At 66.3% G+C, this 25,522-nt stretch carries 16 protein-coding genes and 1 pseudogene; 5 read left to right on the top strand and 12 right to left on the bottom strand.

Annotated elements, in window-relative coordinates:
- Positions 1-50 precede the first annotated feature (50 nt).
- The 3 genes from F8S13_07665 to F8S13_07655 are packed head-to-tail and all read left to right on the top strand — an operon-like array spanning position 51 to position 6,466.
- Entirely contained in the window at positions 51-3,392 is a 3,342-nt protein-coding gene (locus F8S13_07665; protein KAB8143776.1) for a hypothetical protein, read from the top strand.
- Positions 3,389-4,633: a hypothetical protein gene (locus F8S13_07660; GenBank protein ID KAB8143775.1), complete on the top strand. Its 1,245-nt coding sequence runs from the start codon at positions 3,389-3,391 to the stop codon at positions 4,631-4,633. The genes F8S13_07665 and F8S13_07660 overlap by 4 nt, the downstream gene beginning before the upstream one ends.
- 3 nt (positions 4,634-4,636) lie before the next feature.
- On the top strand, positions 4,637-6,466 hold the full coding sequence (locus tag F8S13_07655) for a cellulase family glycosylhydrolase (GenBank protein KAB8143774.1): 1,830 nt from the start codon (positions 4,637-4,639) through the stop codon (positions 6,464-6,466).
- Between the two features lie 978 nt (positions 6,467-7,444).
- Here F8S13_07655 and F8S13_07650 read toward each other — a convergent pair.
- The 11 genes and pseudogenes from F8S13_07650 to F8S13_07600 all read right to left on the bottom strand — a co-directional run bounded on the left by F8S13_07650 (position 7,445) and on the right by F8S13_07600 (position 21,709).
- Entirely contained in the window at positions 7,445-10,414 is a 2,970-nt protein-coding gene (locus F8S13_07650) for a hypothetical protein (protein KAB8143773.1), read from the bottom strand.
- Positions 10,415-10,417: 3 nt separating this feature from the next.
- Positions 10,418-12,079: a DUF1080 domain-containing protein gene (locus F8S13_07645; protein KAB8143772.1), complete on the bottom strand. Its 1,662-nt coding sequence runs from the start codon at positions 12,077-12,079 to the stop codon at positions 10,418-10,420.
- A 125-nt stretch (positions 12,080-12,204) separates the two neighbouring features.
- Positions 12,205-13,587, bottom strand: coding sequence for an oligosaccharide flippase family protein (locus F8S13_07640; GenBank protein KAB8143771.1), 1,383 nt, complete (start codon positions 13,585-13,587; stop codon positions 12,205-12,207).
- 211 nt (positions 13,588-13,798) lie between these two features.
- Positions 13,799-16,255, bottom strand: coding sequence for a response regulator (locus F8S13_07635; GenBank protein KAB8143770.1), 2,457 nt, complete (start codon positions 16,253-16,255; stop codon positions 13,799-13,801).
- 221 nt (positions 16,256-16,476) lie between these two features.
- Complete coding sequence (locus F8S13_07630) at positions 16,477-16,851, bottom strand: response regulator (protein ID KAB8143769.1); 375 nt, start codon at positions 16,849-16,851, stop codon at positions 16,477-16,479.
- Positions 16,852-16,874: 23 nt separating this feature from the next.
- Positions 16,875-17,216: an STAS domain-containing protein gene (locus tag F8S13_07625; protein KAB8143768.1), complete on the bottom strand. Its 342-nt coding sequence runs from the start codon at positions 17,214-17,216 to the stop codon at positions 16,875-16,877.
- Positions 17,217-17,225: 9 nt separating this feature from the next.
- Entirely contained in the window at positions 17,226-17,654 is a 429-nt protein-coding gene (locus F8S13_07620; protein ID KAB8143767.1) for an ATP-binding protein, read from the bottom strand.
- The gene (locus F8S13_07615) at positions 17,620-19,149 is read right to left on the bottom strand and encodes a SpoIIE family protein phosphatase (protein ID KAB8143766.1); all 1,530 of its coding nucleotides are present in this window, start codon (positions 19,147-19,149) and stop codon (positions 17,620-17,622) included. Before F8S13_07615 ends, F8S13_07620 begins: the two co-directional genes overlap by 35 nt.
- A 9-nt stretch (positions 19,150-19,158) precedes the next feature.
- Positions 19,159-19,638, bottom strand: a complete 480-nt coding sequence (locus tag F8S13_07610) for an STAS domain-containing protein (GenBank protein ID KAB8143765.1) — start codon at positions 19,636-19,638, stop codon at positions 19,159-19,161.
- Positions 19,544-20,767 carry a glycosyltransferase gene (locus tag F8S13_07605; GenBank protein KAB8144088.1) on the bottom strand — a complete coding sequence of 408 codons (1,224 nt, stop codon included), beginning with the start codon at positions 20,765-20,767 and terminating at the stop codon, positions 19,544-19,546. The genes F8S13_07610 and F8S13_07605 overlap by 95 nt, the downstream gene beginning before the upstream one ends.
- A gap of 165 nt (positions 20,768-20,932) precedes the next feature.
- Positions 20,933-21,709 (bottom strand): annotated as a pseudogene (locus F8S13_07600) (glycosyltransferase family 2 protein).
- Positions 21,710-22,121: 412 nt separating this feature from the next.
- Between F8S13_07600 and F8S13_07595 the strand changes: the two are divergent.
- Together F8S13_07595 and F8S13_07590 are read left to right on the top strand one after the other, a co-directional pair.
- Positions 22,122-22,892: a hypothetical protein gene (locus F8S13_07595; GenBank protein KAB8143764.1), complete on the top strand. Its 771-nt coding sequence runs from the start codon at positions 22,122-22,124 to the stop codon at positions 22,890-22,892.
- A 209-nt stretch (positions 22,893-23,101) separates the two neighbouring features.
- Entirely contained in the window at positions 23,102-23,725 is a 624-nt protein-coding gene (locus tag F8S13_07590; GenBank protein KAB8144087.1) for an STAS domain-containing protein, read from the top strand.
- A gap of 60 nt (positions 23,726-23,785) precedes the next feature.
- Here F8S13_07590 and F8S13_07585 read toward each other — a convergent pair whose 3' ends face one another.
- On the bottom strand, positions 23,786-25,153 hold the full coding sequence (locus F8S13_07585; protein ID KAB8144086.1) for a cystathionine beta-synthase: 1,368 nt from the start codon (positions 25,151-25,153) through the stop codon (positions 23,786-23,788).
- Positions 25,154-25,522 lie beyond the last annotated feature (369 nt).

Here is a 25,522-nt window from a genome sequence, read left to right as displayed (position 1 = left end):
GCACCGGATACTGCGCGCCCTGCGGACCCACCTAGCACACACGGCACGATATGCGATCCTTGCTCGCGCGCTACAACCCCTACCTGTTTCTGGCGCTGGCCACGGCGCTGGTGTTTCACGGCAGCCTGCTGGTCAGTGGCAGCTACAAGCACACCTACGACGCCTACGTCCACATCTTTTTCGCCGACCACTACGCCCGCTACTGGTTCGACCACTGGGAGCCGCGCTGGTACACCGGTTTCACCATGACCAGCTATCCCCCCGGCTCACAGCAGTCGATCGCGCTGCTCTCCTACGCCGTCGGGCTTCAGAACGCCTTCGCGATCGTGGCCACGCTGGCCGTGCTGAATGTGACGGTGGGCATCTACCGCTTCGCGAAGATCTGGGTGAGCGAGGAGGCGGCTGGCTACGCCGCTCTGCTCCTGGTCTTCTCGTCGTGTGTCGCCGAGACGGTACACGTGTTCGGCCAGCTGCCCACCATGTTCTCGCTGGGCTTCCTGCTGAACGCGCTGCCCTTCGTGCGGCGCTGGCTGGACACCGGCCACGTGCGCTGGCTGATCACGGCCTGGCTGCTGAATGCGGCCACCACCGCTGGCCACCACGTGACCACGCTGTTCGGCGCGGTGTTCTTTGTGGCCCCGGTGATCGCGGCGGCCTTCTTCGAGGCCTTCAGCGCGCCGCTGCCCGACGAGCCGGGCGAGCGCCCCGCCAAGATCACCTGGCAGAACCTGCGCCCGCTGGTGGTGCGCCGCGCGCGCCGCGTGCTGCCGATCGTGCTGCGGGCGGCGGTCTATGGCCCCGGCCTGGTCGGGGCGCTGATCCTGGTGGTGCTGCCCTACTGGCTATGGAGCAAGGCCGACCCGATCACCCAGGTGACCATCCCGCACGCCTCGCGCGACTCGTTTATTGTGAACACCGCCGCCGGGCTGGTGTTCTGGCTGGTGCCCTACGGCCTCTCGCTGGTGGCGCTGCCCTACGCCTTTTTCAAGGGTATAACCACCAAGGCCTGGCCCATGACTCTGTCGCTGGCGATGCTGGTGTTCCTAGGCACCGGCGGCACCACGCCCTTCCCCAAGATGCTGCTGGGCGGCGCGTTCGACGTGCTGACGCTCGACCGTTTCACGTTCTGGGCGGCAATCACCATGATGCCGCTGCTGGGCGAGTTTGTGGTCAGCCTGCGCCACGGGCGGCTAGCCCGCTACACCCGCGAGCAGTTTGGCGATATCACCTGGCGCATGGTGCAGCTGGGGCTGCTGCTGGCCTACCTGCTGGTGACGGTCTTCGTGGCCAACCTCACCCAGTTCCGCCGCTTCCAGCCCGACCCGATCGACGTGCAGCCGATTGTGACCTTCCTAGAGAAAGATCAGCACGCGCGTTGGCGGTTCATGACGCTGGGCTTCGGCGATCAGATGGCCTGGCTTTCGGCCCAGACCACCGCCAGCTCGGTAGATGGCAACTACCACTCGGCCCGCCGCCTGCCCGAGATGACCAGCACGCCGGTGGAGCGGCTGGAGGGTGCGAAGTATAGCGGCATCCCCGGCATCGGCTCGCTCCAGCAGTTTATCGCCATGCCCGAGAAGTATAATCTCAAGTTTATCTTCTCGAACGACCAGTTCTACGACCCGCTGCTGTTCTTCTCGGGCTGGCACCAGCTGCAGCGGCTAGAGAACGGCATCGTGGTGTGGGAGCGCGAGGACATCCCACCCATGCCCGAGGTGCTGCCGCGCAAGGAGATCCCCTACTACCAGCGCCTGATGTGGGGTACGGTGCCCATGCTGGCGATCATTGCGGCGCTCACTGCCTTCTTGTCGCCGCTGTGGCTGCCCTACGTGCGCTGGCTGCTGAACAAGGATGCCGACGCTGGCCTGAGCACCGGCCATCAGATCCGCCGCCGCTTCTGGCGCGCGCTGCTCAGCCCGCCGCGCAGGCTCTACGACTGGGTGCGCAACGAGTTCTTCCGCCGCCGCTTCCGCCGCTGGGTGATCGATAGCTGGAGCCGCTTTGATGCCCGCCTGCTGGCCTGGTCGGCGCTGCCACCCGGCGATGCGCTGGCCGCGCAGGTGCCGTGGCAGGTGTGGATGGAGTGGGCCACGCGCATCCCGCGCCCCAAGCCCGCCGCACCCACGGCCCAGAATGTCCGCCTGCTGCTGATGCTCACCATCGCTCTGCTCGGGGTCGCGGTGGCGGTCTCCTCCTACATCCGCGCCGCGCGCACGCCGGTGGCGGTGGTGCAGGCCTACTTCGACGACCTCGACTTCCGCCGCTTCCGCAGCGCCTACGCCCGAATCGACCCCGCCACGCGCCCCGACTACGACCAGTACCTGCTCGACCTCTCGGTGCAGGGCGGCATGGTGGCCTCGTACGGCAAGCTGGACAGTGTGCGGGCCACCGTGGTGAGGGAGGAGCCAGGCCAGACCACGCTGGATGTCGAGACCAGCTGGGTGACCGCGCTCTCCACCTATGTGACCCGCCAGACCATGGTGCTGGTGCTGCGCGACGGCCAGTGGGTGATCGCGCCCGACCCGGTGGATGTGTCGGTGCCGCCCGAGCAGTTCTACCGCCGTGGCGAGGTGGGCTATGTTGCCACGGCGGGGCGGCGCGTCACCACCGAGCCGACCTCGTTTAACGAGATGCTCGACCGCCCGCTGCTGCAGATCCTCTCATCCCGCCTGGTGAAGCACGCCGGCCGCTACAGCGTGGTGGGCGAGCTGATCAACACCTCATCCGACCCGGCGGATGTGACGGTGACCTCGTTTCTGCGCGACGCCCAGGGCGGCGAGCTGATCCGCTACAACGCCCAGGAGGGCATGGTGCACACGCTGCTGCCCAAGGAGGTGACGCCCTTCCGCGTGGATTTCGAGGGCGTGGCGGGCGCGGTGCTCTCCGACACGGTCGATATGAAGAAGTTCAAGCCCGGCGCATTTACGCCGCCCGTGATCACCCGCCCGATCAGCAGCTTCGATGTGTTTGCCAAGGGTGTGGTGACGCAGCATGGCCTTGACCGCAACCTGACGATCCAGGATATCGCCCTCACCACCGATGCCCAGGGCGTCACCCACCTGACGGGCACGCTGCTGAACACCGGCACGGTCGAGGCCACCATCCCCCACGTGCTGCTGACCTACTACGACGAGAAAAGCCAGGTGGCGTGGGTCGACCACATCTACATCCGCGATGCGGTGCGGCCCCAGCGCTCGCAGCCGATCGACCTGCCGCTGACCCAGGCCGCCGAGGTGCAGTCGCTGAAGAGCAGCGGTGACATGTACGCCAATGTGATGCAGCCCGATGTGTCGGCGGCCACGCCCTGGGTCGAGCGCATGCCGCTGCCGCCGAGCGTGGGCTACCGCTCGCTGCGCATCAGCATCCACGCGCTGGAGGGCACCAACCTATGATCCGGCGCATCGCACTGCTGGGCACGCTGGCCCTGGCGCTGGCGGGCTGCGCGCCCGCCGCCACGCCCGCCGCGCCAGCCTACAGCGGCCCGCTGCGGCTCCAGGCCCCCGCCCAGATCGCGGCGGGCGACACCCTGGGCGTGCAGGTGAGCGCCCCGGCGGCGGAGGATGGCCAGCCTGTCACGCTGCTGCTGATCGACAGCTACGGCCCGCACCTGCACCGCAGCGCGCTGGCGGGCCGCGCCGCCTCGTTCGTGCTGGGCGGCGAGCAGACCCAGTACGCCGGGGCTGTCACGCTGGTGGCCCAGGTGGGCGAGGCCCAGGCCCGCGCCCCGCTCACCATCCTGCCCGGCCCGCCCGCCGACCCCGTCACACCGCTGGTCGGCCCGCGATCGGTGCCGGTGGGCGGCACCCACTGGGCCATGCTGGTGGCGGTGCCCTTCGACTCCTACGGCAACCCGGTGGCCGACGGTACCCCGCTTGAGTTCCGCATTCTCCACCCCGACGAGCGGCTGGAGACCAGGCGCGCCGCCGTGCAGAATCTGGTGGCCTGGAGCAGCGTCTACAGCGGCAGGTTCGCCGGGCGCTCGCGCGTGAGCGTGGTGGCGGGCCAGGCCCACGGCCCGGATGCGACCTTCCTTGAGGTGCCCGGCTGGCCGACGGGTGTGGATATCTCGGCTAGCCCCCGCGATGTACCCGCCGATGGCCACCAGCTGGTGACGCTGCGCACCGGCGTCATCCGCGACACCTACGGCAACCCGATGGAGGATGGCACCCTGGTCACGTTTGTGGTGCGCGCGCCTGCGGGCGAGCTGCGCTTCATCCCCGCCTACACCATCGCTGGCGCGGCCCAGGCCGAGCTGCAGGCCCCCGCCGAGCCAGGCACCATCCAGGTGACGTGCACGCTCTACGGCGTGGAGAGCGTGCCGCTGGCGATCACCTTCCTGCCCGGGCCAGCCACGGGCGCGGTGCCCCTTTCCGCCCGCGTGAATGCCCGCGATGGCCTGGTGGCCCTGGACGCAGGCCCTATGCTCGGCCCGCTCCAGCAGTTCGTGCCCGATGCCACGCTGGTGCGCTTCCGCATCGCCCGCGCTGGCCACGAGCCGCTCGATATCACCAGCGAGTCGTACCGTGGCCGCGCCCATGTCGAGCTGCGCCTGGCCGATCTGGCCAGCGGCACCTACACCGCCGAGGTGCAGGTGGGCGCTGGGCGCGGCTACGCCAGCTTCAAGGTGCCATAGCCGATGTCGAAGCGACGGATCAAGCTGCTGATCTGGCTGGCGGTGGCGCTGGTGGGCCTGGCCCTGGCGGCGGCGCTGGTGCGCGGCGCGGCCAGCCTGCTGGCCTCCTTCCAGCGCGGTGCCGACCCCGCCAGCGCCCTGCACATCGTGCCGAACATCGCGCCCGATATCTACGTAGACATGCGCTGGCTCGATGATGACGCCAATGTCGGGCGCACCATCGACCCCGTGGCCCGCGCCGATCTGCAGAACGCCTACCTGCGCGGCTGGCTCCAGTGGGGCTTCTCCTACACCAAGGGCGAGCCGTTTGGCCTCAAGTCCTACTTCACCGGCCCGGCGCTGGCCGCCGTGGGCGGCTCGGTCAGCGCGGCTGCCGCCGATGGCCTGCGCATCGATCAGGTGGATACATCGCACCACATGCGGCTGCACTTCTACAGCGCGAATGGCGCGCTGGCCTCGTTCACCGACCACGATGTGGTGGTGGCCCAGGTCATCCGCGATACCTCGGGCAGGGTGGTGTACGCGGGCGAGACCCGCGCCGACTATGATGTGGTGATGGTGCTGGAGGATGGCAGCTGGCGCGTGCGCCACATGGTGCGGCGCAGCGCTGGCAAGGGCTGGGAAGCGCCCACCCCCGCGCCCGCATGCCCTGGCTGCGCCAGCGTGGCTGGGGCGCGGCTGCTGGTGGGCGGCCAGCCCTACACCAGCCACGGCGTCAACTACTACCCGCAGGCCACGCCCTGGGATCTGTTCTGGTCCACCTACAGCACCGGCGTGATCGACCGCGACCTCAGCCGCATGAAGGGTATGGGCCTGAACACCGTGCGCATCTTCATTCCCTACGAGCAGTTTGGCGGGCCGCAGGTAGACCCGCAGAAGCTGGGGCTGCTCAGCGATTTTCTGGGCCGCGCCCACGCCCAGGGCATTATGGTGGTGGTGACGCTGTTCGACTTTCGCGCCGACTACGGCACCCTCCGCTGGCCCGACGCCGACGCCCACATGCGCACGCTGCTCACCAGCTTCGCCGCAAGCCCGGCCATCCTGGCCTGGGATCTGAAGAACGAGCCGGATCTGGACTACGCCCGCAGCGGGCGCGAGCTGGTGGATGCCTGGCTGGCCCACGCCGCCGACATGGCCCACCACTACGACCCCAACCACCCGATCACTATCGGCTGGTCCAGCCCGCAGGCCGCGCAGTCGCTGGTGGAGAAGGTCGACCTCATCCAGTTTCACTACTACGCCACCGCCGAGGCCTTCCCCGCCGCCTACGTCAGCCTGCGCGCCGCCGCCCAGGGCAAGCCGATCGTGCTGGGCGAGTTCGGCCTGCCCACCTGGAATTCGGTGTTCCCCCACGGCCACACCGAGGCCGAGCAGGCCGCCTACTACGCCGACATGCTCGCGGCGCTGCGTCAGACCGACAGCGCTGGGTTCATGGCCTGGACGCTCTACGACTTCACCGCGGTGCCCGCCAGCGTGGCGGGCGGCATGCCCTGGCAGGTCGGCCCGCAGCGCCAGCTGGGCCTGCTGCGCGCCGATGGCGGCGCCAAGCCCGCCGCCGCGCTGCTGGCCCCCGGCGCGGCGCTGGATGTGCCGCGCCCGCCCGCCTGGGCGCGCTTTGCCAAGCCGTTCTGGCTGGCCGTGGTGCTGGGCGCGCTGCTTATCGGCGCACTGTCGCTCTGGGGGCTGCGCCGCATCCGCCGCGCTCTGCCCTGGCGAGCAACCCCAAGGCTGCCGCCCGCCGAGCGTGACCCAGCTCCCGCGCCCGCCCGGCAGAGCGCCGCGCAGAAGAGCCGCGCCCGCCGCCGCACCGCCAAGCGCAAGCGCCGCCGCTAATCCTCCCCCCACCGCATCGCCAGCAGATCTGCTGGTGGTGCTCTTTTGTTAGAAAAAAGGCCCGCCATCGCTGGATCTAGCCTTCTCGCTGCGGTAGGGATTATGGCCAGCAGGCACCTAGTCGCACCTTCGCTGGATGGGCGAGGCCGCTGTGGCGCAAGCCGGGTCCGCCGTGCTCCGGCCCCTTTCCACCATTCTCCCATGTGGCGAAGGTGCTGATAGTGTTTTGATGGCCATATGCACGAACACCAGTTGCTAGGAAACAGCAGAGGAATGCTGCAAATTGGAGGTTCCTAGGGGGCGATGCCCTCACATGGTGTCACTTTCTCTGGCGGAGCATTCGGATGCGGCACATGACGAGAGAACGCGTGCCAGGCCATGCACCGCATGGAAGATTCTCGATCTCACCCACCCGGCCCATGCGGCGAAGGTGCCGCTCGTGCACACTGGCCATATGCACGAACACCAGATGCCTGATTTCGGCATAGGAATGCTCCAAATTGGGGGTTTCGAAGGGGGCAACGCCCCCTCGCGGGGTTCCTAGGGGCTGGCCCCTAGGCGCTGCCCGCGTAGGGCACACACCAACCAAACATCGACCAATGCCATCGCTGAAGGAAAAAACGCCCAGCGCCGACGGGAAAAGTGACACCTGTTGAGGGGCGATGCCCCCTGGCGGGGTTTACAGGGGCTGGCCCCTGTGCGCCGCCCGCGTAGGGCACACACCAACCAAACACGAGACACCATCAACATCGAAGCCGCAACCGGTCGGGCCGACCGGGCGACGCTGCCAGCATTGCCGACGGTCGACCGGACGTGGCCCCAGCCCAAACGCGCCACACAGGCCCGTGAGCGCCGCCCGCTACCATCATCGAATGCGCCCAGTCGACCCGATACCGCCACAGGCGAAACCCCTGCTGCGCGGCTGCAAAAAGCCCCGCTGGCCTGCGCACACAGACCAGCGGGGCAAAAGACAGAACCCTAATCAGCAGCCACCGGCTCGGGCTGCGGTACGGGCCGCCTCGGCAGGAAGCGCCGCAGCTGGTGGGCCTCGCTGGCCGCCGCCGCCAGCAGCGTGCCCAGCGCCGCCGCCAGCGCCAGCAGCGAGATCGCCCCGCCCAGGCGCGCGCTGAGCGGGCGGTACACGAACGTGACCTCGTGTGGCGAGCCGGGTAGCGCGGGCGGCAGGATGACGCCGCGCTCCATGCCGTTGACCCGCAGGATGGGCGTGGGCAGGCCATCCACGTAGGCCTCCCAGCCGGGGAAGTCGGACTCGCTGACGGCCAGCAGGCCGCGCGCGCTGTTCTGCACCAGCAGCGATATCTGGTCGCCCTGGTAGCTCATGATCTCGCTGCTAAACGTGGTGTCGGGCGTGGCGGGCATCGCTCCGCTGCCCACATCCACCACCACGGCGGCGGCGGGGTCGAACTTCTCCAGCGCGCTGCCGCTGGGCGCGCCCTTCACGCCGATCAGGGCGTAGGCCGCGCCCACCTTGCCCTCCAGGTCGGCGGCAGCGCCTGCGCTGGCCATGGCCCGCAGCGCCACCTGGTTGAGCTTGGCGATGCCCTCGTCGTAGGTGGCCAGCGCCACGATCGTGCCCTGCGGCGCGGCGTCGATCGCGGCGGCCAGGCGGTCGCTCTCCTGGCTGGAGAGGTAGGTGTCGAAGGCCCCGCTGCTCAGCAGCGTGCCGTCTGCGGGGTCGATCAGGGCTAGCACGATGCCGCGCTGCTGGGGGGTGACGGTCACACCATCCACAACCACCGCGCTGTACTTCACCGGCCCGCCCGCCAGCACGCTGATGTCCACTGGGCTATGCACGCCCGTGGTGCCGATGGCGAAGAGGCTGGCGGCGCGGGCCTCGGGCCACAGCTCCTGGAGCGTCTCGGCCAGCGCGGCTTTTTTGTCCATCGACACCGGGGGCTGCGCGTCGAGCGAGCCGGTGGCGTTGAGCAGCCCATTCATGGTGATCGAGGTGCTGGCCACGCGGAAGCTGGTGCTGAAGTGGGCGTAGCTGGGCTGTGCGGCGCGCTTCCAGAGCTTGCCCTGGCTGTTTTCGAGCACTAGGGTTGCGCCCGGCTCGGGGGGCGCGGCATCATCGGCGGTGAGCACGTAGCCCACGTTCAGCAGGTCGCGGCGTAGGGCCGGGGGCAGGTTTGGCCACTGGCTCAGCAGCTCGAAGCGCTGCTGCAGGTCGAGGATGTTGTAGCCGGTGGCGAAGGGCATGCGCCAGACCGCGCTGTAGTTGTCGGGCAGCACCTCGGCGGTGTTGTCCACCCGCACGCCGTCGGGCACCTGGCGCAGCTGTCCGATCAGCTGCTGCTGGTCGGCGATCTCCCAGGGCGCATTGAGCATGGTGGTGGCGTACTGCCTCACGGTGAAGTGGGCCTTGTCGGGGTCGGCCTTGATCGTGTCGTGGTAGGGCGCGAAGGTGGCCACATCCACGAACATCAGCAGCGTGGCGGCAAAAGCCAGCGCGCGACCCTGCAGCCTGCCCAGCACCTTGGCCCACAGCAGCGCCACCGCAGCGCCCAGCAGCAGCACGAACAGCAGGTAGGCGTTGGCGGTCTGGGTCAGCATGTCGTAGGTGTCGCCGCTGGGCTGGCGGCTGAAGAGATTTTCAGAGAAGAAGAACTCCTCGCCCACCGGCTTGTAGCTGTTCATCAGCAGCACGTAGAGGATGAGGCCAAGCCCCACAGCCAGGGCCAGCGCCATCGCGCCGCCGCGCGCCAGCAGCCGCAGCCGCCGCATGGCTGGCTCGGGCAGCGGCGCGAGCAGCATGTCCATGCCGATTGCGGCCAGCACTGCCAGCCCAAAGTTGGCCACGTAGAAGGCGCGCGCGCTGACGCGGATGCTGCCGAACCCCGGCACAAAGCGGTAGATCAGGCCCTGGATGATCGTGAACCCGCCCAGCGCGGTGAGGAAGGCCACCAGCGCGGCCCCGCCGAAGAAGCGCTTCTCGGGGCGGCCCTGGCCGGAGAGCAGCAGGGGCACCAGCGCCAGCACCAGGGTGAGGATGCCCGCGTAGATGCGGTACTCGGTGGTGCTCCAGCCCAGAAACTCGGGCACCAGCAGGCCCACGAGGTTGCGCGGCATCAGCGAGTACTGGCCGACGAAGGTGAAGGAGGGGGCGCTGCGCAGCGAGCGCCCGAGCAGCTCGGCGGCGGGCAGCAGGGCGATGGCGGCGATGCCACCGCCTAGCGCTCCGGCCAGCGCCAGCGGCGCGGGTACGCGCAGCCAGCGCCATAGCCCCTGGCCGCCCGTGCGCCACACGGCTACGGCGCGGTAGGTAGCGTAGGCCACGATGGTGATCGCGCAGTAGAGCGTGGCCTGGGGGTGCCCGGCCATCACCATCTGGCTCAGTATCAGCCCTGCCGCCACGCTCCACAGCCCCATGCTGCGGCGGCTCGCGGCCCGCCATGCGCGGTCAAGCATCCACAGCACCCCAGGGAGCCACACCACCACCGCCAGCATGTTGTAGTGGCCGCGGTGCCCCACGAAGAAGCCGTTGAACTCGAAGGCGATCGCGCCCACCACGGCGGCGGCTGGCCGCACCCCCAGGTTGCGCACGAAGCCGTAGAACAGCAGCGCGCCGATGGCGTAGTGCCCGATCGTGAGCAGCTCGAAGGCGATGTAGGGCAGATCGCTGCCACGGTACAGCGCATCCAGCAGGTAGTTGGGCAGGTAGAACGGGGCCACCTGCACATCGCCGATCAGCGGCATGCCCGCCAGCTGGTAGGGGTTCCACAGCGGCAGCGCGCCGCCCTCCATCAGCCGGTGCACAAACACGCGCGTGGGGTACGCGCCCATCAGGATGTCGCCGCCCAGCATCACGCGGTCGTTGCTGTTGGGCGTCCAGATCTGCCAGAACACCACCAGGGGCAGCGCGATCAGCAGCAGCACGGCCAGTATGTCGGGCATGTGGGGCTTGATACGTCGGAACAGCGCGGGCATCTCTTACTCCTTAGCGATCTGCACATCGTCGAAGGCGACCTTGCCATTGGCGTACAGGCCCACATAGCCGCTGGCGTAGGTCAGCTTCACATCGCTGGCCACCTGCTCGCCATCCAGCGTGAAGGTGGCCAGCCCGCCCTTTACCCGCACGCCAAGCGTGTGCCACGTGCCGTCGCCGCCACCGCTGCTGGCGGCCAGCGGGGCGCTGCCATCCTGCACAAAGCTGCCGCCCTCGTCGAAGTGGCCCCACTGCAACGCTTGGCTGCCCTGGGCGTAGCGCACCACCTGGCTCTGGCTCCTCGTGTCGCGCTGGGCCATGCCGAAGTACAGCCCGCCGCTCATGTTGCCCTCAACATGTTGGAGCCGCACTGTGGCGATAAACTGGTCGCTCTGGAAGGTGGAGATGCTGCCGAGATTCTTACCGTCGGCGGTCTGCTGGTAGGTGCCATCCGCCGCCCGCCATGTGCCATCGATTGTTTGCCACTCCTTGGCGTCGCCATCGGCAAAGTCATCACCGAGGCTGGCGGTATCCAGCGCCTGTGTCTCGCTCAGGCCCTGGGTTCCGCTGATCGGCTGGGTGCTACCTGCGCTCGGGGCCTGTCCATCGACCGTGATCAGCGCGCCATCCTTGGGCAGCGCGGTCACCTGCACATTGTCAAAATCGACCATCGAGCGCGAGGCGGTGAGCCCCAGGTAGCCCGCCGTGCTGGTGTTGGCGATCGTGCCGACCTCTTTGCCATCGACCGAGACAAGGCTCTGTCCACCGTGGGTTACGAGCGAAAGGGTGTGCCAGCCGCCGTCGCTCGCGCCTGGGGCGACATCTGCCCCGCCCTCATACACATAGTCGCCATCTTTGTCGTAGCGGCCCCAGCGCAGGAACGTGCCCTGCTCGGTGAAATCCACGCTCTGTGCCCCTGCGCGGCTGGTGGGGCTGGGAGCATTGTAGACAAAGCCGCCGCCCATGTCGCCCGCGCCAATGCGGATCTTGGCATCCATGCGGTAGTGGGTCAGCGGGTCGAGGTTGAGCATGGTCATATAGTCGTAGCCGGTGTTGTCGTGCTGGCTGTAAATGCCGTCTTTCATCTCCCAGTTGCCCGCCAGCGGTGCCCAGTTGGCCTTGGGGGCCGCGCCGTCGAAGGCGCTGTCGCTGAGGGCCTGGGGCGCGGGGATGCTGCCGGGCGCGGCGGGCTGGGCTGGCGCTGCGGTGGGTTGGCTTGGTGCTGCGGTAGCCGCTGGCGCAGCGGTGGGCGCGGCGCTGGCCACGGGCGCAGCCGCCACGGTCTGGTCGCCACCGATCAGGCTAGGCGACGAGCCAGTGTAGCGGTACTGGGCTGGCTCGGCGGCGCGGCGCAGCGGCGCGCTGATCACCTCCTGCTGGCTCGGGCCGCTGCCGTAGTCGATCACCCAGCGCAGCTGATCCTTGGCGGGCATGGCCGCGAAGCGCTCGGCGAACGGCTCCAGCTGCACCATGGCCCAGGTGCGCAGCCGCGCCCGGTCGGGCTGGCTGGTGCGGGTGTAGAGGATCAGCGCGTCGCCGGGCAGGTATGCCGCCGAGGCGACCTGCACCTCCGGCGACTGCGCGGCGGCGCGGGCGATGTCCCACCCGAGCTGCTGGCCGGGCAGGGCCTGTCCCACCGGCGCGGGGCGCAGCGATCTCATGGCCATCGCCCCGCCTCCGCCCATCACCCCGGCCAGCACCGCGCCGATAAGCAGAATGCGAGGGCGTACAAACTTCCGCCAATGGAAGCCACGAAGGGTTACAAACAGCATTGCCATTCCTCAATAACTCCTTACACCTGCTGCGAGAGCGGGAGCGCGGGCGGCTCTTGGCGAGCTGCGGCGCGCTTTAGTAGGCCGAGCGCGACATCCCACAGCAGCAGCGCGACAAACAGCCCGCCCATCACAACCACCTGCACCTGTACCACCTGCGTCAGGCTCTCGTGGGCCAGCCAGAGGCTCAGCAGCTGCACCAGCTCCGCGCCAAACGCCAGCAAGCTGCCGCCGCCCGTATCAAGCGAGAGGTGGTAGTTGATCACCACGTTGCCAAGCGCGTAGAACGCCGTGGCCAGCGCGTACATGCCCAGCAGCGGTGCCGCCGCCAGGTACTCCTGCCCGAACAGCACCTGCACGATCTGCGCGGGGAAGAGCGCGGTCGCGCCCACGATCCCCGCCGAGATCGCCAGCACGATCCCGACCCCTGCGTAGAGCAGGCTGCGGTGGGGCTGGCCGCGCTGGTGGCGCTGGGCCACCAGCGGGAACAGCACGGTGACGACCGACCACGTGGCGAAAAAGACGATCCTGCCGATCAGCGCCAGCGCCGCGTACAGCCCGGCCTCGCCCGCGCTGAAGAAGTGCTTGACCACCAGTATGTCGCTGTTGTTGATCAGGATCTGGCCCACCAGCGCGGCCACCACCGGCACGGCGAACCGCGCGATCCGCGCCCGCTCCTCGGCGGGCAGCCGGGCGGGGGCGGGCACGGGGATGTGGTAGCAGGCCCGCAGCAGCGCGCCCAGGAGCGCGTCGGCCAGCGTGTGCTGCGCGGCGATCTGGCGCACCCCCCAGCGCGCCGCCAGCCACGCGAAGATAAGCGAGAGCGTGAGGCCTAACACCGCGCCGAAGATCGACCACCCCAGCCACACCAGCGCCACCGCGATCGCCAGCCTGGCCCACATTTCCACCTGGAAGCTGATCGCGAGGCGGCCAAAGTGGGTCTGGCCCTGCATCAGGCCACGGTCGACGCCCTGCACAAAATAGAACGGGATGCCCAGCCCGAAGATCACAAACAGCCACGCCGACGTGGTGTGGAAGAACCCCTGCCAGAGCGGCGCGCCCAGGCCGAACAGCGCCGCCCCAGCCAGCCCCGCCAGCCAGGCGTAGCCGCCCAGCCAGCGGCGCAGCCCTGCCAGCAGCGCGGGCTGGGCGGCGGCGGCGTAGCTAGCCGCGAACTTAGCCGCCGCCATCTGCAGCGCCACGGTGACAAAGGTGATCACCAGAAACAGCGTGATGATCAGGCTCGCGTCGGCAAAGGCGGCGGGGCCAAGCCAGCGCCCGAGGATCAGGTTGAAGGCGTAGTTGCCCGCATTCACCAGGGTGGTGCTGCCGAACAGCAGCCCCCCGGCGAGCAGGCCCTCGGGAAGGCGGGCGAGCAGATGCCGCAGGCGTGGTTGAGCCATGGAAGGAGCCTCCACATGAGATTGTTGGGTGGTTGGGTACGATGGGTGGGTTGCCCAATGCGCCTATATACCGCCGCCCCTGCGGAGAAACCACGCCCGTAGGCTGGCATCAGATGACGAGTTGATGACATCCTGCCATCAACTCGCCGCAACAGCTTGCCGCAACAAAAAAAGGCGGGTTGCCCCGCCTTCTCATTGCCGCGCCAGCTGCCTAAGCGGTGAACGCGGCGCGCTCCTGCACCATCGCCAGCAGCTGCTGCTGCACCAGCGTGATCTCGCCCACGAGTGCGGGCAGCCCCTGCGCGACCTGATCCACCGCCCCATCTTGCGCCCAGCCCTGCAGCTGCTGGGCCTGCTCGGCCAGCTGGCAGGCCCCCACCTGGGCGCAGCTACGTTGCAGCTGCTGCGCGGCCTGCGCGATCGACGCAGTGTCGCCGCTGGCCAGCGCGCCCCGGATGGCCTCGATCTGGAGGCGAGCCTCGTCGTAGAACATCGCCACCATGGTGGAGAGGATGCCGCCGCTGGGGTCAAGCGTGCGAAATGGCTCGATCACTGCCATGTCGATGCTTGGCGGCGCGGCAGTTACGGGCTGGGGCTTCAGCCTCCACTGCTCCAGCGCATCCGCCAGCTCGTCCGGCTGCAGTGGCTTGGTGAGCACCGCGTCCATGCCCGCCGCTATGCACGCCTGGTAGTCGCGCTGCAGCGTGCTGGCGGTCAGCGCGATCACGGGCATGTGCACGCTGCTGCCTGCCTCCTGCGCCCGCAGCGTGCGGGCCGCCTCGTAGCCGTCGATGTCGGGCATGTAGCAGTCGAGCAGCAGCGCGCAGTAGCGCTCGCGCTGGCGGGCCAGTAGGTCCAGCGCCTCGCGCCCGCTGGAGGCCGTATCGGCGGTGTACCCCAGCTTGGCCAGCTGCCGCACCGCCAGGTGCTGGTTGACCGGGTTGTCATCCACCAGCAGCACATGGCGCTGGCTGGTCGGCACGGCCTCATCGGGCTGCTGCGGGGGCTGCTCTAGCGCCAGCCGCGCGGTGAACCAGAAGATCGATCCTTGGCCCTCCTCGCTGGTGCATCCGATCTGGCCGCCCATCAGCTCGGCCAGCCGCTTGCTGATCGCTAGGCCTAGCCCGGTGCCGCCGTAGCGGCGCGTCACCGAGCCATCCGCCTGCATGAATGGCTGGAACAGGCGCTGCTGGGCGGCTGCCGAGATCCCGATACCGGTGTCGTGCACCTCGAAGCGCACCAGGCAGTCGCGGCTCGACGACTGCTCGATATCGACACGGATGGTGATGCTGCCGCGCTCGGTGAACTTGGCCGCGTTGCCCAGCAAGTTGAGCAGCACCTGGCGCAGCCGCCCGGCGTCAGCCAGCACCATCTCGGGCACGCCCGGCCCGATTGCGGCAGCCATGGCGATGCCCATGGGCTGCAGCCTGGCCGTGAACATACGGCTCACCGTGGCGATCAACGTGGGCAGCGAGGTGGGCACGCTATCAAGCACCATCTTGCCCGCTTCGATCCGCGAGTAGTCGAGGATGTCGTTGATAATGGTCAGTAGCGCGTGCCCCGATTCGTTGATGATCTGCACAAACTCGCGCTGCTCGTCGTTGAGCGGCGTCTCTAGCAGCAGCTCGGCCATGCCGATCACGCCGTTCATCGGCGTGCGGATCTCGTGGCTGACCGTGGCAAGGAACTCCGACTTCAGCTGCGACGATTCCAGCGCCACATCGCGGGCCTGGGCCAGCGCGGCCTGGCTCTGCTTACGCTCGGTGATATCGCGATATTGCCATAGGTGCCCGTAGTACTGCTCGTCCAAAAAGATCGGTATGTAGTCGCGCTCAAGCGTGCGCCCATCGGCCATGGCCAGCTCTTCGGCGACCACCGGGGTGCGCTCGATCAGGATCTGGTCGATGCTGGACACAAACCCCTGGGGATCGTAGAACAGCCCCATCGACAGCTGCGCCGACTGGCTGCAGTCGCTGCCGATCAGATCGTCGGGCGGCACCGGGATGGAGAACAAGTCGCAGAAGGTCTGGTTGATCAGCACAATATGGCGCTGCTGATCCTCGACCAGGATGCCGCTCTGCATATTGGTGATCAGGGTCGAGAGCCGGGTGTTGCTGGCGCGCAGCGCGCTGTCGGTATTCGCGATCTCGTGGAGGGTATATTCGAGCCGCTGGTTGGTCTTGAGCAGCCTCTGGCGCTGGCTTTCGAGCGCGCGGGCCAGCTCATTGGTGTCGCGCAGCGCGACCTGCTGCGACTGGAGCAGCGTCAGCAGATCGACCATGGGGTCGTGCACCGCAAAGTCGGTGGAGCTCAGCCCGATCGAGGCCAGCTCGCTGAGGCTCGTGACCCAGGGCGAGCCGAGAAAGACCGCCATGGGCGCGGGCGCGCTCTGGATCAGGATCTGCCCCCTGAGCGTCAGCGGCGCTGTGGTGGATTCCAGCATGAAGAGCGCGCTGCTCTGCCGCTCGATGTCGCTAAAGGTATGGATGGCGTGGGGCTGTGTGATCCGGAAAAACTGCGCCAGTGGCTGATCGTGCGCCAGATCTGGCGCGATACGCGCGAGCGAGTGCCCAAACTGGGTGATCTGGAGATCGGTGCCAAAGGCAATATGAAACGGAAAGATCTGGTCAAAATCTTCTGGTAGCAGGCTGAGGTTTGTCCGTATCATAGTGCTCTCTCGTCACATATCGGCGATCATCGTGTGGATATTGGTGTGCTGGGTATGGTCGTAGTGTATGGCTCATGCCCTGGCGAACATTGATGCAAACGCGCGGCTTTTTTGGTGCAGTTGTGCAATAAAAAGCGCCAGGGCAGTGCCGCCTTCTGCCCTGGGCTTTCTGGCAGATCGTGGCCCAGGCCTGGTTGCCGCACTTGCGGTGTGCCGCGTGCCTACCCAGCGGCCCCGCCGATTAGCTGGCTGACTGTCGCGATCAGATCTTGCGAGCTAGCGGGCTTGGTGAGAAATGCGCTGGCCCCGGCGGCGCGGGCGTCGATCCGATCCTGATCTTGCCCGCTGGCGGTCAGCATCAGCAGGGGCAGATCTTTATGCTGCGGGTCGCTGCGGATGGTGCGTAGCAGGGTTAGGCCATCGATGTCGGGCATCGAAAGGTCGGCGATCACCAGCTCGAAGCGCTCCGCTCGCAGCTGGGCGAGCGCCTCCACCCCGCTTGATGCCACCATCACCACGTAGCCCACCCGCCGAAGCGTGTGCTGGAGCAAGCGCTGGATCACGGGCGAGTCGTCAACTACAAGAATGCTGGCCATGGGCTATCTCCTGGGCAGATGGGCTAGGCGAAGCTGCGCAGCGCATGGTCCACCGTCTCGGAAAGAGGAAAGACATGGTCGAACTTGGTCAGGTGCAGGATGCGGCGGGCGGCCTCCTCTTGGGGCATGATGATGCGTATATCGCCCCCCACCTGGCGCGAGCGCTTGAGCAGGCGCACCAGCACCGCCAGCCCCGCGCTATCCAGAAATGGCACCGCCGATAGATCGACAACAAAGCGGGTGGTGCCCTGCACCAGCATGGTGTCGAGCATGGCGCGCAGCTCGGGGGCGCAGAAGGCGTCGATGCGCTCTTGGGGCGCGATCACTGTCACCTTGATCACGTGATCGTAGACATTCATGAGCATGGGTTCTCCTCAGATCTTCTTGATCAGCAGCCAGTGGTTTCCGCCGGGCAGGGCGTTGTAGCTCATCTCATCCATCAGCTTGCGCACCAGGAAGAGCCCGTAGCCGCCCTCTTGCAGCGCCTCGGGGTCGGGGTCGGGCACGGTGGTAGGGTCGAACGAGTGGCCAGTGTCGGTCAGGTGGATGATGACCTCGCGGCTCTTGCGGTTGTACTCCATCGAGATCGCGATCCGCCCGTTGGGGTTATTATCATAGGCGTGGCCGATGATATTGGTGCAGATCTCGTGGATGGCCAGCTGGATGTTGTAGGCCAGGTTGCGCACCTCTTTGATATCCGATGCCTGCTCAAGCATGGTGGTGAGGCACGGCCCCAGCAGGGACAGATACCCTAGGTTCGCAGGCAGGTTAAGCTGAATATTCTGCAGTGGTTCTTTTGTCACGCTCTTTTCCTTTGATCACCACGAGTGTTTGGTCGTCATCTTGGGGGCGGCCCCCCGAGAAGCGATCGATCGCGCCGAAGATATCGTTGGCGATTTCGAGGGCTGGCTTCGCCCGCAGCGAGTCGATCAGCGCCAGCAGGCGGTCGTAGCCATACAGCTCGCCCGCTGCATTCTGCGCCTCGCTGAAGCCATCGGTTGCGACGATCAGCAGATCGCCTGCGCGGATGTGGATCATGTGCTCGCTGCCAAGGTAGGCGGGCAGCACGCCGATCGGCGGCCCATCTGACTCGATCATGATCGGTGGGCTTTCGGCGGGGCAGAAGATCACGGGCGAGTGCCCGGCGTTGGTGTAGCGCAGCAGCTGGTCGTCCTGGGTGTACTGCGCCACGAAGGTGGTGGCGAAGGCGTCAAGGATGGTGAAGTCGTCGTACAGATCTTCGTTGGCGCGGGCCAGCACGCGCACCACCGATGGGTGGGGCATAAATTTGGCCGCGCTGCAGATCGAGGCGTGCAGCATGGCCATGATCATCGCCGCCGAGATGCCCTTCCCGGCCACGTCGCCCACGGCGATGAACAGCGGGCGGGCGGGCTGCTCCACAAAGTAGAAGAAGTCGCCGCCCACCTGCAGCGCCGAGCGCGACTCGGCGTAGACATCGATCGCCGATATGGCTGGGGCCTGCTGGGGCAGCAGGCGCTGCTGCACCTGGCGGGCTAGGTGCATCTCGGTCTTCATGCGCTCCTGGGCCAGCGACTCTTGGTAGAGCAGGGTCTGCTCGATCTGCATCCCGGCGTGCTCGGTGATGGCGCGGATGAGCTTGATATCGGCGGCGATGAAGCCGCTGATCGATTTATTGAACAGCATGATGCCAGCGCTGAGCTTCCCGCGCACGCTGATCGGCATCACGCACAGGTTGCGGATGTTTCCGGGCAGCGGCTCGGCCCCGCCCTCATTGATCACCAGGATGTGGTTGTGGGCCTTGGCCCGCTCGACATACTGCAGCAGCAGGCTGTCCTCGATGATCGGGTGTGGGTGGTGCACGATCAGCGGCATCAGGAACATGGAGACCGCGTCGGTGTGCAGCAGGCGCGCGGCCTCGGCGGCCAGCGCGCGCATGGTCTCGGCCAGCCCGAGGTGGTTGCGTGCCGAGCTGGTGAGGTCGTACATCGCCAGCAGCTGATCTTGGGTCTCGATCAGATCATTGGTCATCTGGTCGAGGTCGCGCTCGGCGATCAGCAGCTTCATCAGCAGCTGGGCCTCGGATGCGAGCCGCGGCTGCTCGTGGTGCGAGCAGCCTGCCACGCCCATCCACCCGATGCTGCGCCCTCCCCAGATCAACGGGGTGCGCACGCTTGGCTCGCCTTCGGCACCGCTGGGCCAGGTGCAGATCGGGCCTGCATCGTCGCCGATGCTGAAGGATCCCGCCCCCGATGCGATCCAGCCCTGGGCAATGCTGGCAATATGCTCACGATGTGTTAGGACAAGTTCGGCAAGCATAAGCGTTCGCTAGTGGCTCAGCGCTGCGCGCGCCGCCGCCTCGTCGGTGAAGATCTTGAATGCCCGGTCCATGCTGGTCAGCTCGAAGATGATCTGCACCGGCTGCTGCAAGTTGCAGAGCACTAGGTCGCCATTGCGCTGGCGGCAGCGCTTGAGGCCGCGCACCAGCACGGTAAGCCCCGACGAGTCGATGAATGGCACCTCGGCCATGTTGACGATGGTGTTTGGTGTGTCGGTGCTGGCGGCGCTGTCGATGTGCTCGACGACCCTGGCCGATACGTTGGCGTCGAACCGCCCATGGAGATGCAGAATAGTCCCCTGCTCAATGCTCTCGACTGTCACTTCCACAGCTTGCTCCTTCTCTACGAATCCAGATAGCGGTATAGGTGCGTGCCTAGTTTCCAACGCGGATCGAGCGGGCCGCCTGGGCTGGCCGGGCCGTATGTTCGAGCACGAGCTGGGCGTGCAGCAGGTACCAGTCGACCACATCGGCCATGGGCAGGCCGCAGGCGGCGAGGTAGTTGCGCATGCCCATGTGCTGGCGGCGGGTGTCGTCGTCGAGCACGCTGGCGATGGCGCTCGCTAGGCTGGTTGGGTCGTCGGGGGTGAAGAACTCGCCGCTGTAGCCCTCCTCTTCGATCAGCTCGGCCAGGTCGCCCAGCTGGGGCAGCACCACGGCCTTGCCATAGTTGCCCGCCTGGTGCAAAACCCCCGAGCTGCCGGTGGTGCTGGTGTAGGGGAAGACCACCACGGCGGCATCGCCGAAGAGCTGGGGCACATCGTTTTCGGCCACGTAGCCGGTGAAGCGGATGTTGGTCACGTCGGCGTACTGCTGTCGCACGCTTTCTAGGTAGCCCTTGGCGTTGGGGCTGTCGGTGCCCGCGATCACCAGCTGCACGGGCGCGGTGTTGCGCAGCTGCAGCAGCTTGAAGGCCTCGATCAGGGTTTCGATCTTCTTGTAGGTGCCGAACTTGCCGAAGGTCATGATCACGGCTGGGCCGGGTTTGAGCTCCAGCGCTGGCGGCGGGATCTGCTCGAATGCGCCGTGGGGGGCTAGCAGCACGTTGTGCGCGCCGTACTTGCGCTCAAGGATCTCGACGTACTTCGGGATAGTCAGCGCGACCAGATCGGCGCTGAGCAGCATGCGGGTGATGATCGATCCAGCCGACCGGATGAGCAGCTCGCTAAGCCGACTGCTGCCATAGCCCGCATTGCGCAGGTCTACCGTTTCCATAATGTTGTGCATCAGCACGATGGTGGTGTAGCCCATCGCCTTGACCAGCATCGGTGCGCTTAGGCCCAGCGCCGCCGCGATCTTGTCGCCGCCGAAGCTGGCGAACTGGATGTTGAACAGCACGACATCGGGCTTGATCTGGCCGATAGCGGTGCTGATGCGGGCGGCGTTGCGCATGTCGCCGAAGCGCCAGCATGGGATGATCTGCAGCTTGCCCTCGGTGTCTTCGGGCTGGGGGTAGGCAGCGCCGTGTGGCAGCTCGTCCACCAGCAGGGTGACGCTGGCGGCCTCGGGCTTCTGCAGCAGGCAGCGCACAAAGTGGTAGGCGTACTCGTTGAGGGTGCCAGCGCTGGGCGGGTAGGTGGTGACGACCGCGATGTGCATGCCGAACCTCTCGGTTGTGCCGCTCTCGGCTTTTGGCTGGGCGTGGGCGGTGGCGGCGGGCGGGCTGGCGAAGGCCTTTTTTACGCTGCCCCAGGCGCTGCGCAGCCGATCGGCGATCGATTGGCGTGCGACCTGCGCTGGCTGGGGCTGCTGGATCTGCCTGGGGTAGACCCCACGCAGATCGTTCCACTTGATACGAACCAGATCGTTGATGAAGCGCCGGGCCTCCTTGAGGGCGTCGACCTTGGATCCAGGGGCGTCGACCCACGATATGGGCACCTCGGCGACCCGCAGCCTGTACTTAAAGGCCAGGTAGAGGATCTCGAGATCGAACGAGAAGCCCATGATCTTCTGCCTGCGGTAGAGCAGCTGGGCGGCATCGCGGGTGAACAGCTTGAAGCCACACTGGGTGTCCAGCACGCCGATCCGCAGCACGTGCCGCACGATCCAGCGCAGGCTGCCGCTCATCAGGCGGCGCAGCGGGCTGCGGTGGGCCTCTTCGGCCCCCTGGGCGGCCCGCGAGCCGATGGCGATGTCGTAGCCCGCCCGCAGCTGGGCGATCAGCTTGGTCACCTCTTCGATCGGGGTCGAGTTGTCGGCATCGGCAAACAGTTGGTAGCGGCCGCTGGCGGCCAGCATGCCGCGCTGCACGGCGCTGCCCTTGCCGCCATTGGCGGGCGCGCGCAGCACCTTGGCATTTACCATGCCCAGCCCTTCGACCAGCGCGATGGTCTCATCCTGCGAGCCGTCATCGGCGATGATCAGCTCCCAGTCGATCCCCATGCCCGAGACATAGGATGCGATCGCGCCGATCGTGGGCACGATCCGGTCAGCTTCGTTGTAGGCTGGGATGACGATCGAGAGTTCGGGTGTGGTCGCGAGCGGTGTCGTCTTCCAGCGCAGGTAGTCGGCATAGGCCATGGCGAACCTCTTGTGGCACATCTCGGCGATGTTGTTGCGAGAATGTTGGATGTGTCGAGTACACAGCGTAGCATTGCTATCTCGCACAATACACCGAGGAGGTACGCCTCCATAATTCGCCTATCAGATGACAGGAAGATGACAGCCGTTGTGGTGGTATTCATCTTCATTGCGTACCGCTCTGTCGCGCTCTGCACCTCTTCTCGCCGTACTGGTATCATCATCGGATATGAACGCGATTCATCCATGACAGAATGTAGGCAGATGCATGCCAGAACACCGACAAAAGTGCTATCCTCCGGTGTTTTCTGCAAAGCATCTCGTGCAAAACGTAGATACCTATGAGATAATAGAAGCCACAAAAGAGCCCATGGCGTTGCCCAACTTTGTTGCTGCTTGGTGATCGCACATCAGTACATGAGGGGTGGCATATATGAGCATTGACGCTTCGAAGCCATGTATCGGGCGGATCTACGACTATGTCCTTGGCGGGCATCACAACTTCGCTGTTGACCGCCAGGAGGCCGAGAAGATCGTGAAGCTGCTGCCGAGCTACCCATTCCTGGCGCGGCTCAATCGCTGGTTCCTCCAGCTGATCGCCGAGCGCTGGGCGAATGAGGGTGTGACCCAGGTGCTTGATCTTGGGTCGGGCATGCCTACGCAGGGCCATTTCCACGCCAGCCTGCCGAATACCACGGTGCTGTATTCCGATAACGACCCCATGACGCTTGCCTATGCCCAGCAGGTGCTGGCCGATACGCCGCAGGCGCACTATGTGCTGATGGATATCCGCGATATCGATCTGCTGCTCAGCACCGCTTCGACGCTGTTTGCCCCGCATGAACCTACCGCCATCGGCTTTATCGGCGTCTCCTACTTCATCGAGGATGCCTTCATTCGCCGCATCGCCCAGGCCACCTACGAGTGGGCCAGCCCTGGCAGCCAGATGGCGGTCAGCTTTCTTGAGAGTATTAAAGAGGATCCGGCGACCTACAGCGATGCAAAAGAGCGGCTGCGCGGGCTTGGCGCTGAGACCTACAGCCGATCGGCGGCGCAGATCCGCGAGCTGTTTGCGCCATGGCACGTTACCGAGCTGAAGCGGCTGGATGCATGGCTTGGGCTAGAGGACTGTTTTCAAGAACAGACCCAGGGGCAGGCAAATGAAGCGGCGATATATGGTGCGCTTCTTGCGCGCGGGGAGTAGCCCACGTGGAAACACCACATGATCAGCTCCGTGAGCCATTTGAGCAGGCGATCAAAGCAGCGCTCAGCAGCAAGGCGCTGAGCAACCGCGGTACGCTCGCGTCGTTTAAGCTGCCAGGCATCGCGGCGTCGCTTTCCAAGATCTTGGTGGATGCTGACGGGGGGCTTGCCAAGGCCGCACAGCTGGGTGGCGAGCTTGGCCGCCAGGGCATGAGCCTGGAGTCGGTGCTGGCCGCGCAGCAGGCGGCGGTTGAGCAGGCGGCGAAGATCGACCCGGTGACCGACCGCGTGGTGCTGGTGCGCCATGTGCTGGATGGCTTTGCGTCGCTGATCGGGGCGCTGCTGAAGGAGGAGCAGGCCGAGATCGATCGCCAGCGGACACAGATGGAGCAGGCCTTCTTCAGCACGGTGGACACCCAGCGCCAGGCCGAGGACGCGCTGCGCAGCGCCATCCGCGAGCTTTCCACCCCGATCATGCCAGTGTCCGAGGGTATTCTGGTGCTGCCGCTGGTCGGCTCGATCGACAGCCACCGCGCGGGCGAGATCAACGAGCGCCTGCTGGAGGGCATTGCCGAGCACCAGGCCGAGATTGTGATCATCGATATCACCGGCGTGCCGCTGATGGATACCAGCACGGCCAACCTGCTGCTGATGACGACCAAGGCGGCCAACCTGCTGGGGTCGCAGATCATCCTCTGCGGGATCGGGGCCGAGATCGCGCAGACGATCACGCACCTCGGGGTCGATCTTTCCAACCTGACCACTATGTCGAACCTGCAGTCGAGCATCTCGTATGCGCTTGAGCAGACCGGGCTGGCGATCAAGCCGCTGTAGCGCCGCGCCGCATAGCGAAGGGCTGCTTGGCGATGCCAAGCAGCCCTTTTTGCTGGGCCGCTAGCGTCGCTGGGCCAGGAAGTCGATCACGTCGATCTTGGTGACGATGCCGACCACCCGGCCATCCTCTACCGCCACGGCGGCCTGCCCGCGCCCGAAGATGCTGGTCAGATCCTCGATTGGGGTGGCCAGATCGACGGTGGCGACCTCGTGGGCGTGCAGGTCGGTGATGGTGTGGCTCATGGCCCCGCCGCCTAGCAGGTAGTCGAGCAGGTCGCTCTCGCCGATGATACCGTGCAGGTGGCCCTGGGCATCCAGCACGGGCAGCTGCGAGATACCGTGGGTCTTCATCTGGCGGATGGCGGCCTCGACGGTGGTGTCCTCGCTGGCGCTGATCAGCTGGCCCTGGCGTGCGGCGAGCAGATCGGCCACGGTGGACAGCTCAAGGAAGCCGTTCTCGCGCATCCAGGTGTCGTCGAAGATCTTCGAGAGGTAGCGTGCGCCGCTGTCGGGCAGCAGCACCACCACCACATCATCCTCGGTCAGGTGGGCGGCCTGCTCGCTGCGCAGCCATTTGATCGCCCCGGCCACCGCCATCCCGCACGAGCCGCCGCAGAACAGCCCTTCCTCGCGCACCAGCCGCCGCGTCATGGTGAAGGCCTCGCGGTCGCCCACCTGCACCACGTCATCGATCACGCTGAAGTCGAGCGTGCTGGGCAGAAAATCCTCGCCCACGCCCTCTACCTTGTAGCCGTGGGTGTCGCCAAGCTCGCGGGTGTAGAAGTAGCGGTGCAGCAGCGAGCCGTAGGGATCGATGCCTACCACCTTGATGTCGGGGTTCTGCTCTTTCAGGTAGCGCCCGGTGCCGCTGATCGTGCCGCCAGTGCCCATGCCAGCGATAAACGCCTTGATCCTGCCGCCGGTCTGCTTCCACAGCTCGGGGCCAGTGCTGCGGTAGTGGGCCTCGGGGTTGGATGCGTTCCAGTACTGGCCCGCCAGGATGGCGTTAGGGGTCTCCTCGGCCAGCCGCCGCGAGACCGAGTAGTACGATCGGGGGTCGTCTGGCTCGACTGCGGTGGGCGTGATCACCACGCGCGCCCCGAAGGCGCGCAGCTGGCGGATCTTCTCCTCGCTCATCTTGTCGGGCATCACGAAGATGCTCTTGTAGCCCTTGATCGCGGCGGCGATCGCCAGGCCTACGCCGGTGTTGCCGCTGGTGGCCTCCACGATCGTGCCGCCGGGTTTGATCAGCCCATCGCGCTCGGCGGCCTCGATCATGGCGATGCCGATGCGGTCTTTCACGCTGCCGCCGGGGTTCATAAACTCGACCTTGGCGACCAGGCGGGGCTGGATGTTGCGCGCCACCGCGCCCAGTTGCACCAGCGGGGTGTTGCCGATGGCATCGAGGATGGTGGTTTTGATATCAATGGTGCTGTCAGGTGTCTGCGACACAAGTTTGCTCCTTCACCACAGTTGGTAGTGAGAAATATAGTTAATCTGAAAACGTAAGAAGTTTGTGCTCATAGTAGCAGATCTCGCCCGTTCTGGGTAGTGGTGGCGTAGGTGGCGAGCAGATGATATTTGATATATTTACCTGAGCATGGCGCGAGCGCTTTGCCATGCGTAGAAATAATGGCTAAGCCAAACGACGATAGGCAAGAGAGCCGCAAGGCACCCACATGTGATTGTGGCGGGCATGGCGGGATAAAACTCTTTGCACTTTCGTACGAGGCGAGGGCCAAACAAGCGATAGGGGCGCGATAGGACAAAAGTCCGGTGTTGACCGCCCATTTTCAC

It is taken from the genome of Chloroflexia bacterium SDU3-3 (assembly GCA_009268125.1).
In the GTDB taxonomy this organism is placed as follows: domain Bacteria; phylum Chloroflexota; class Chloroflexia; order Chloroflexales; family Roseiflexaceae; genus SDU3-3.
The sequence above is the reverse complement of the archived record's forward strand: the minus strand, read 5'-3'. Positions and strand labels throughout refer to the sequence as shown.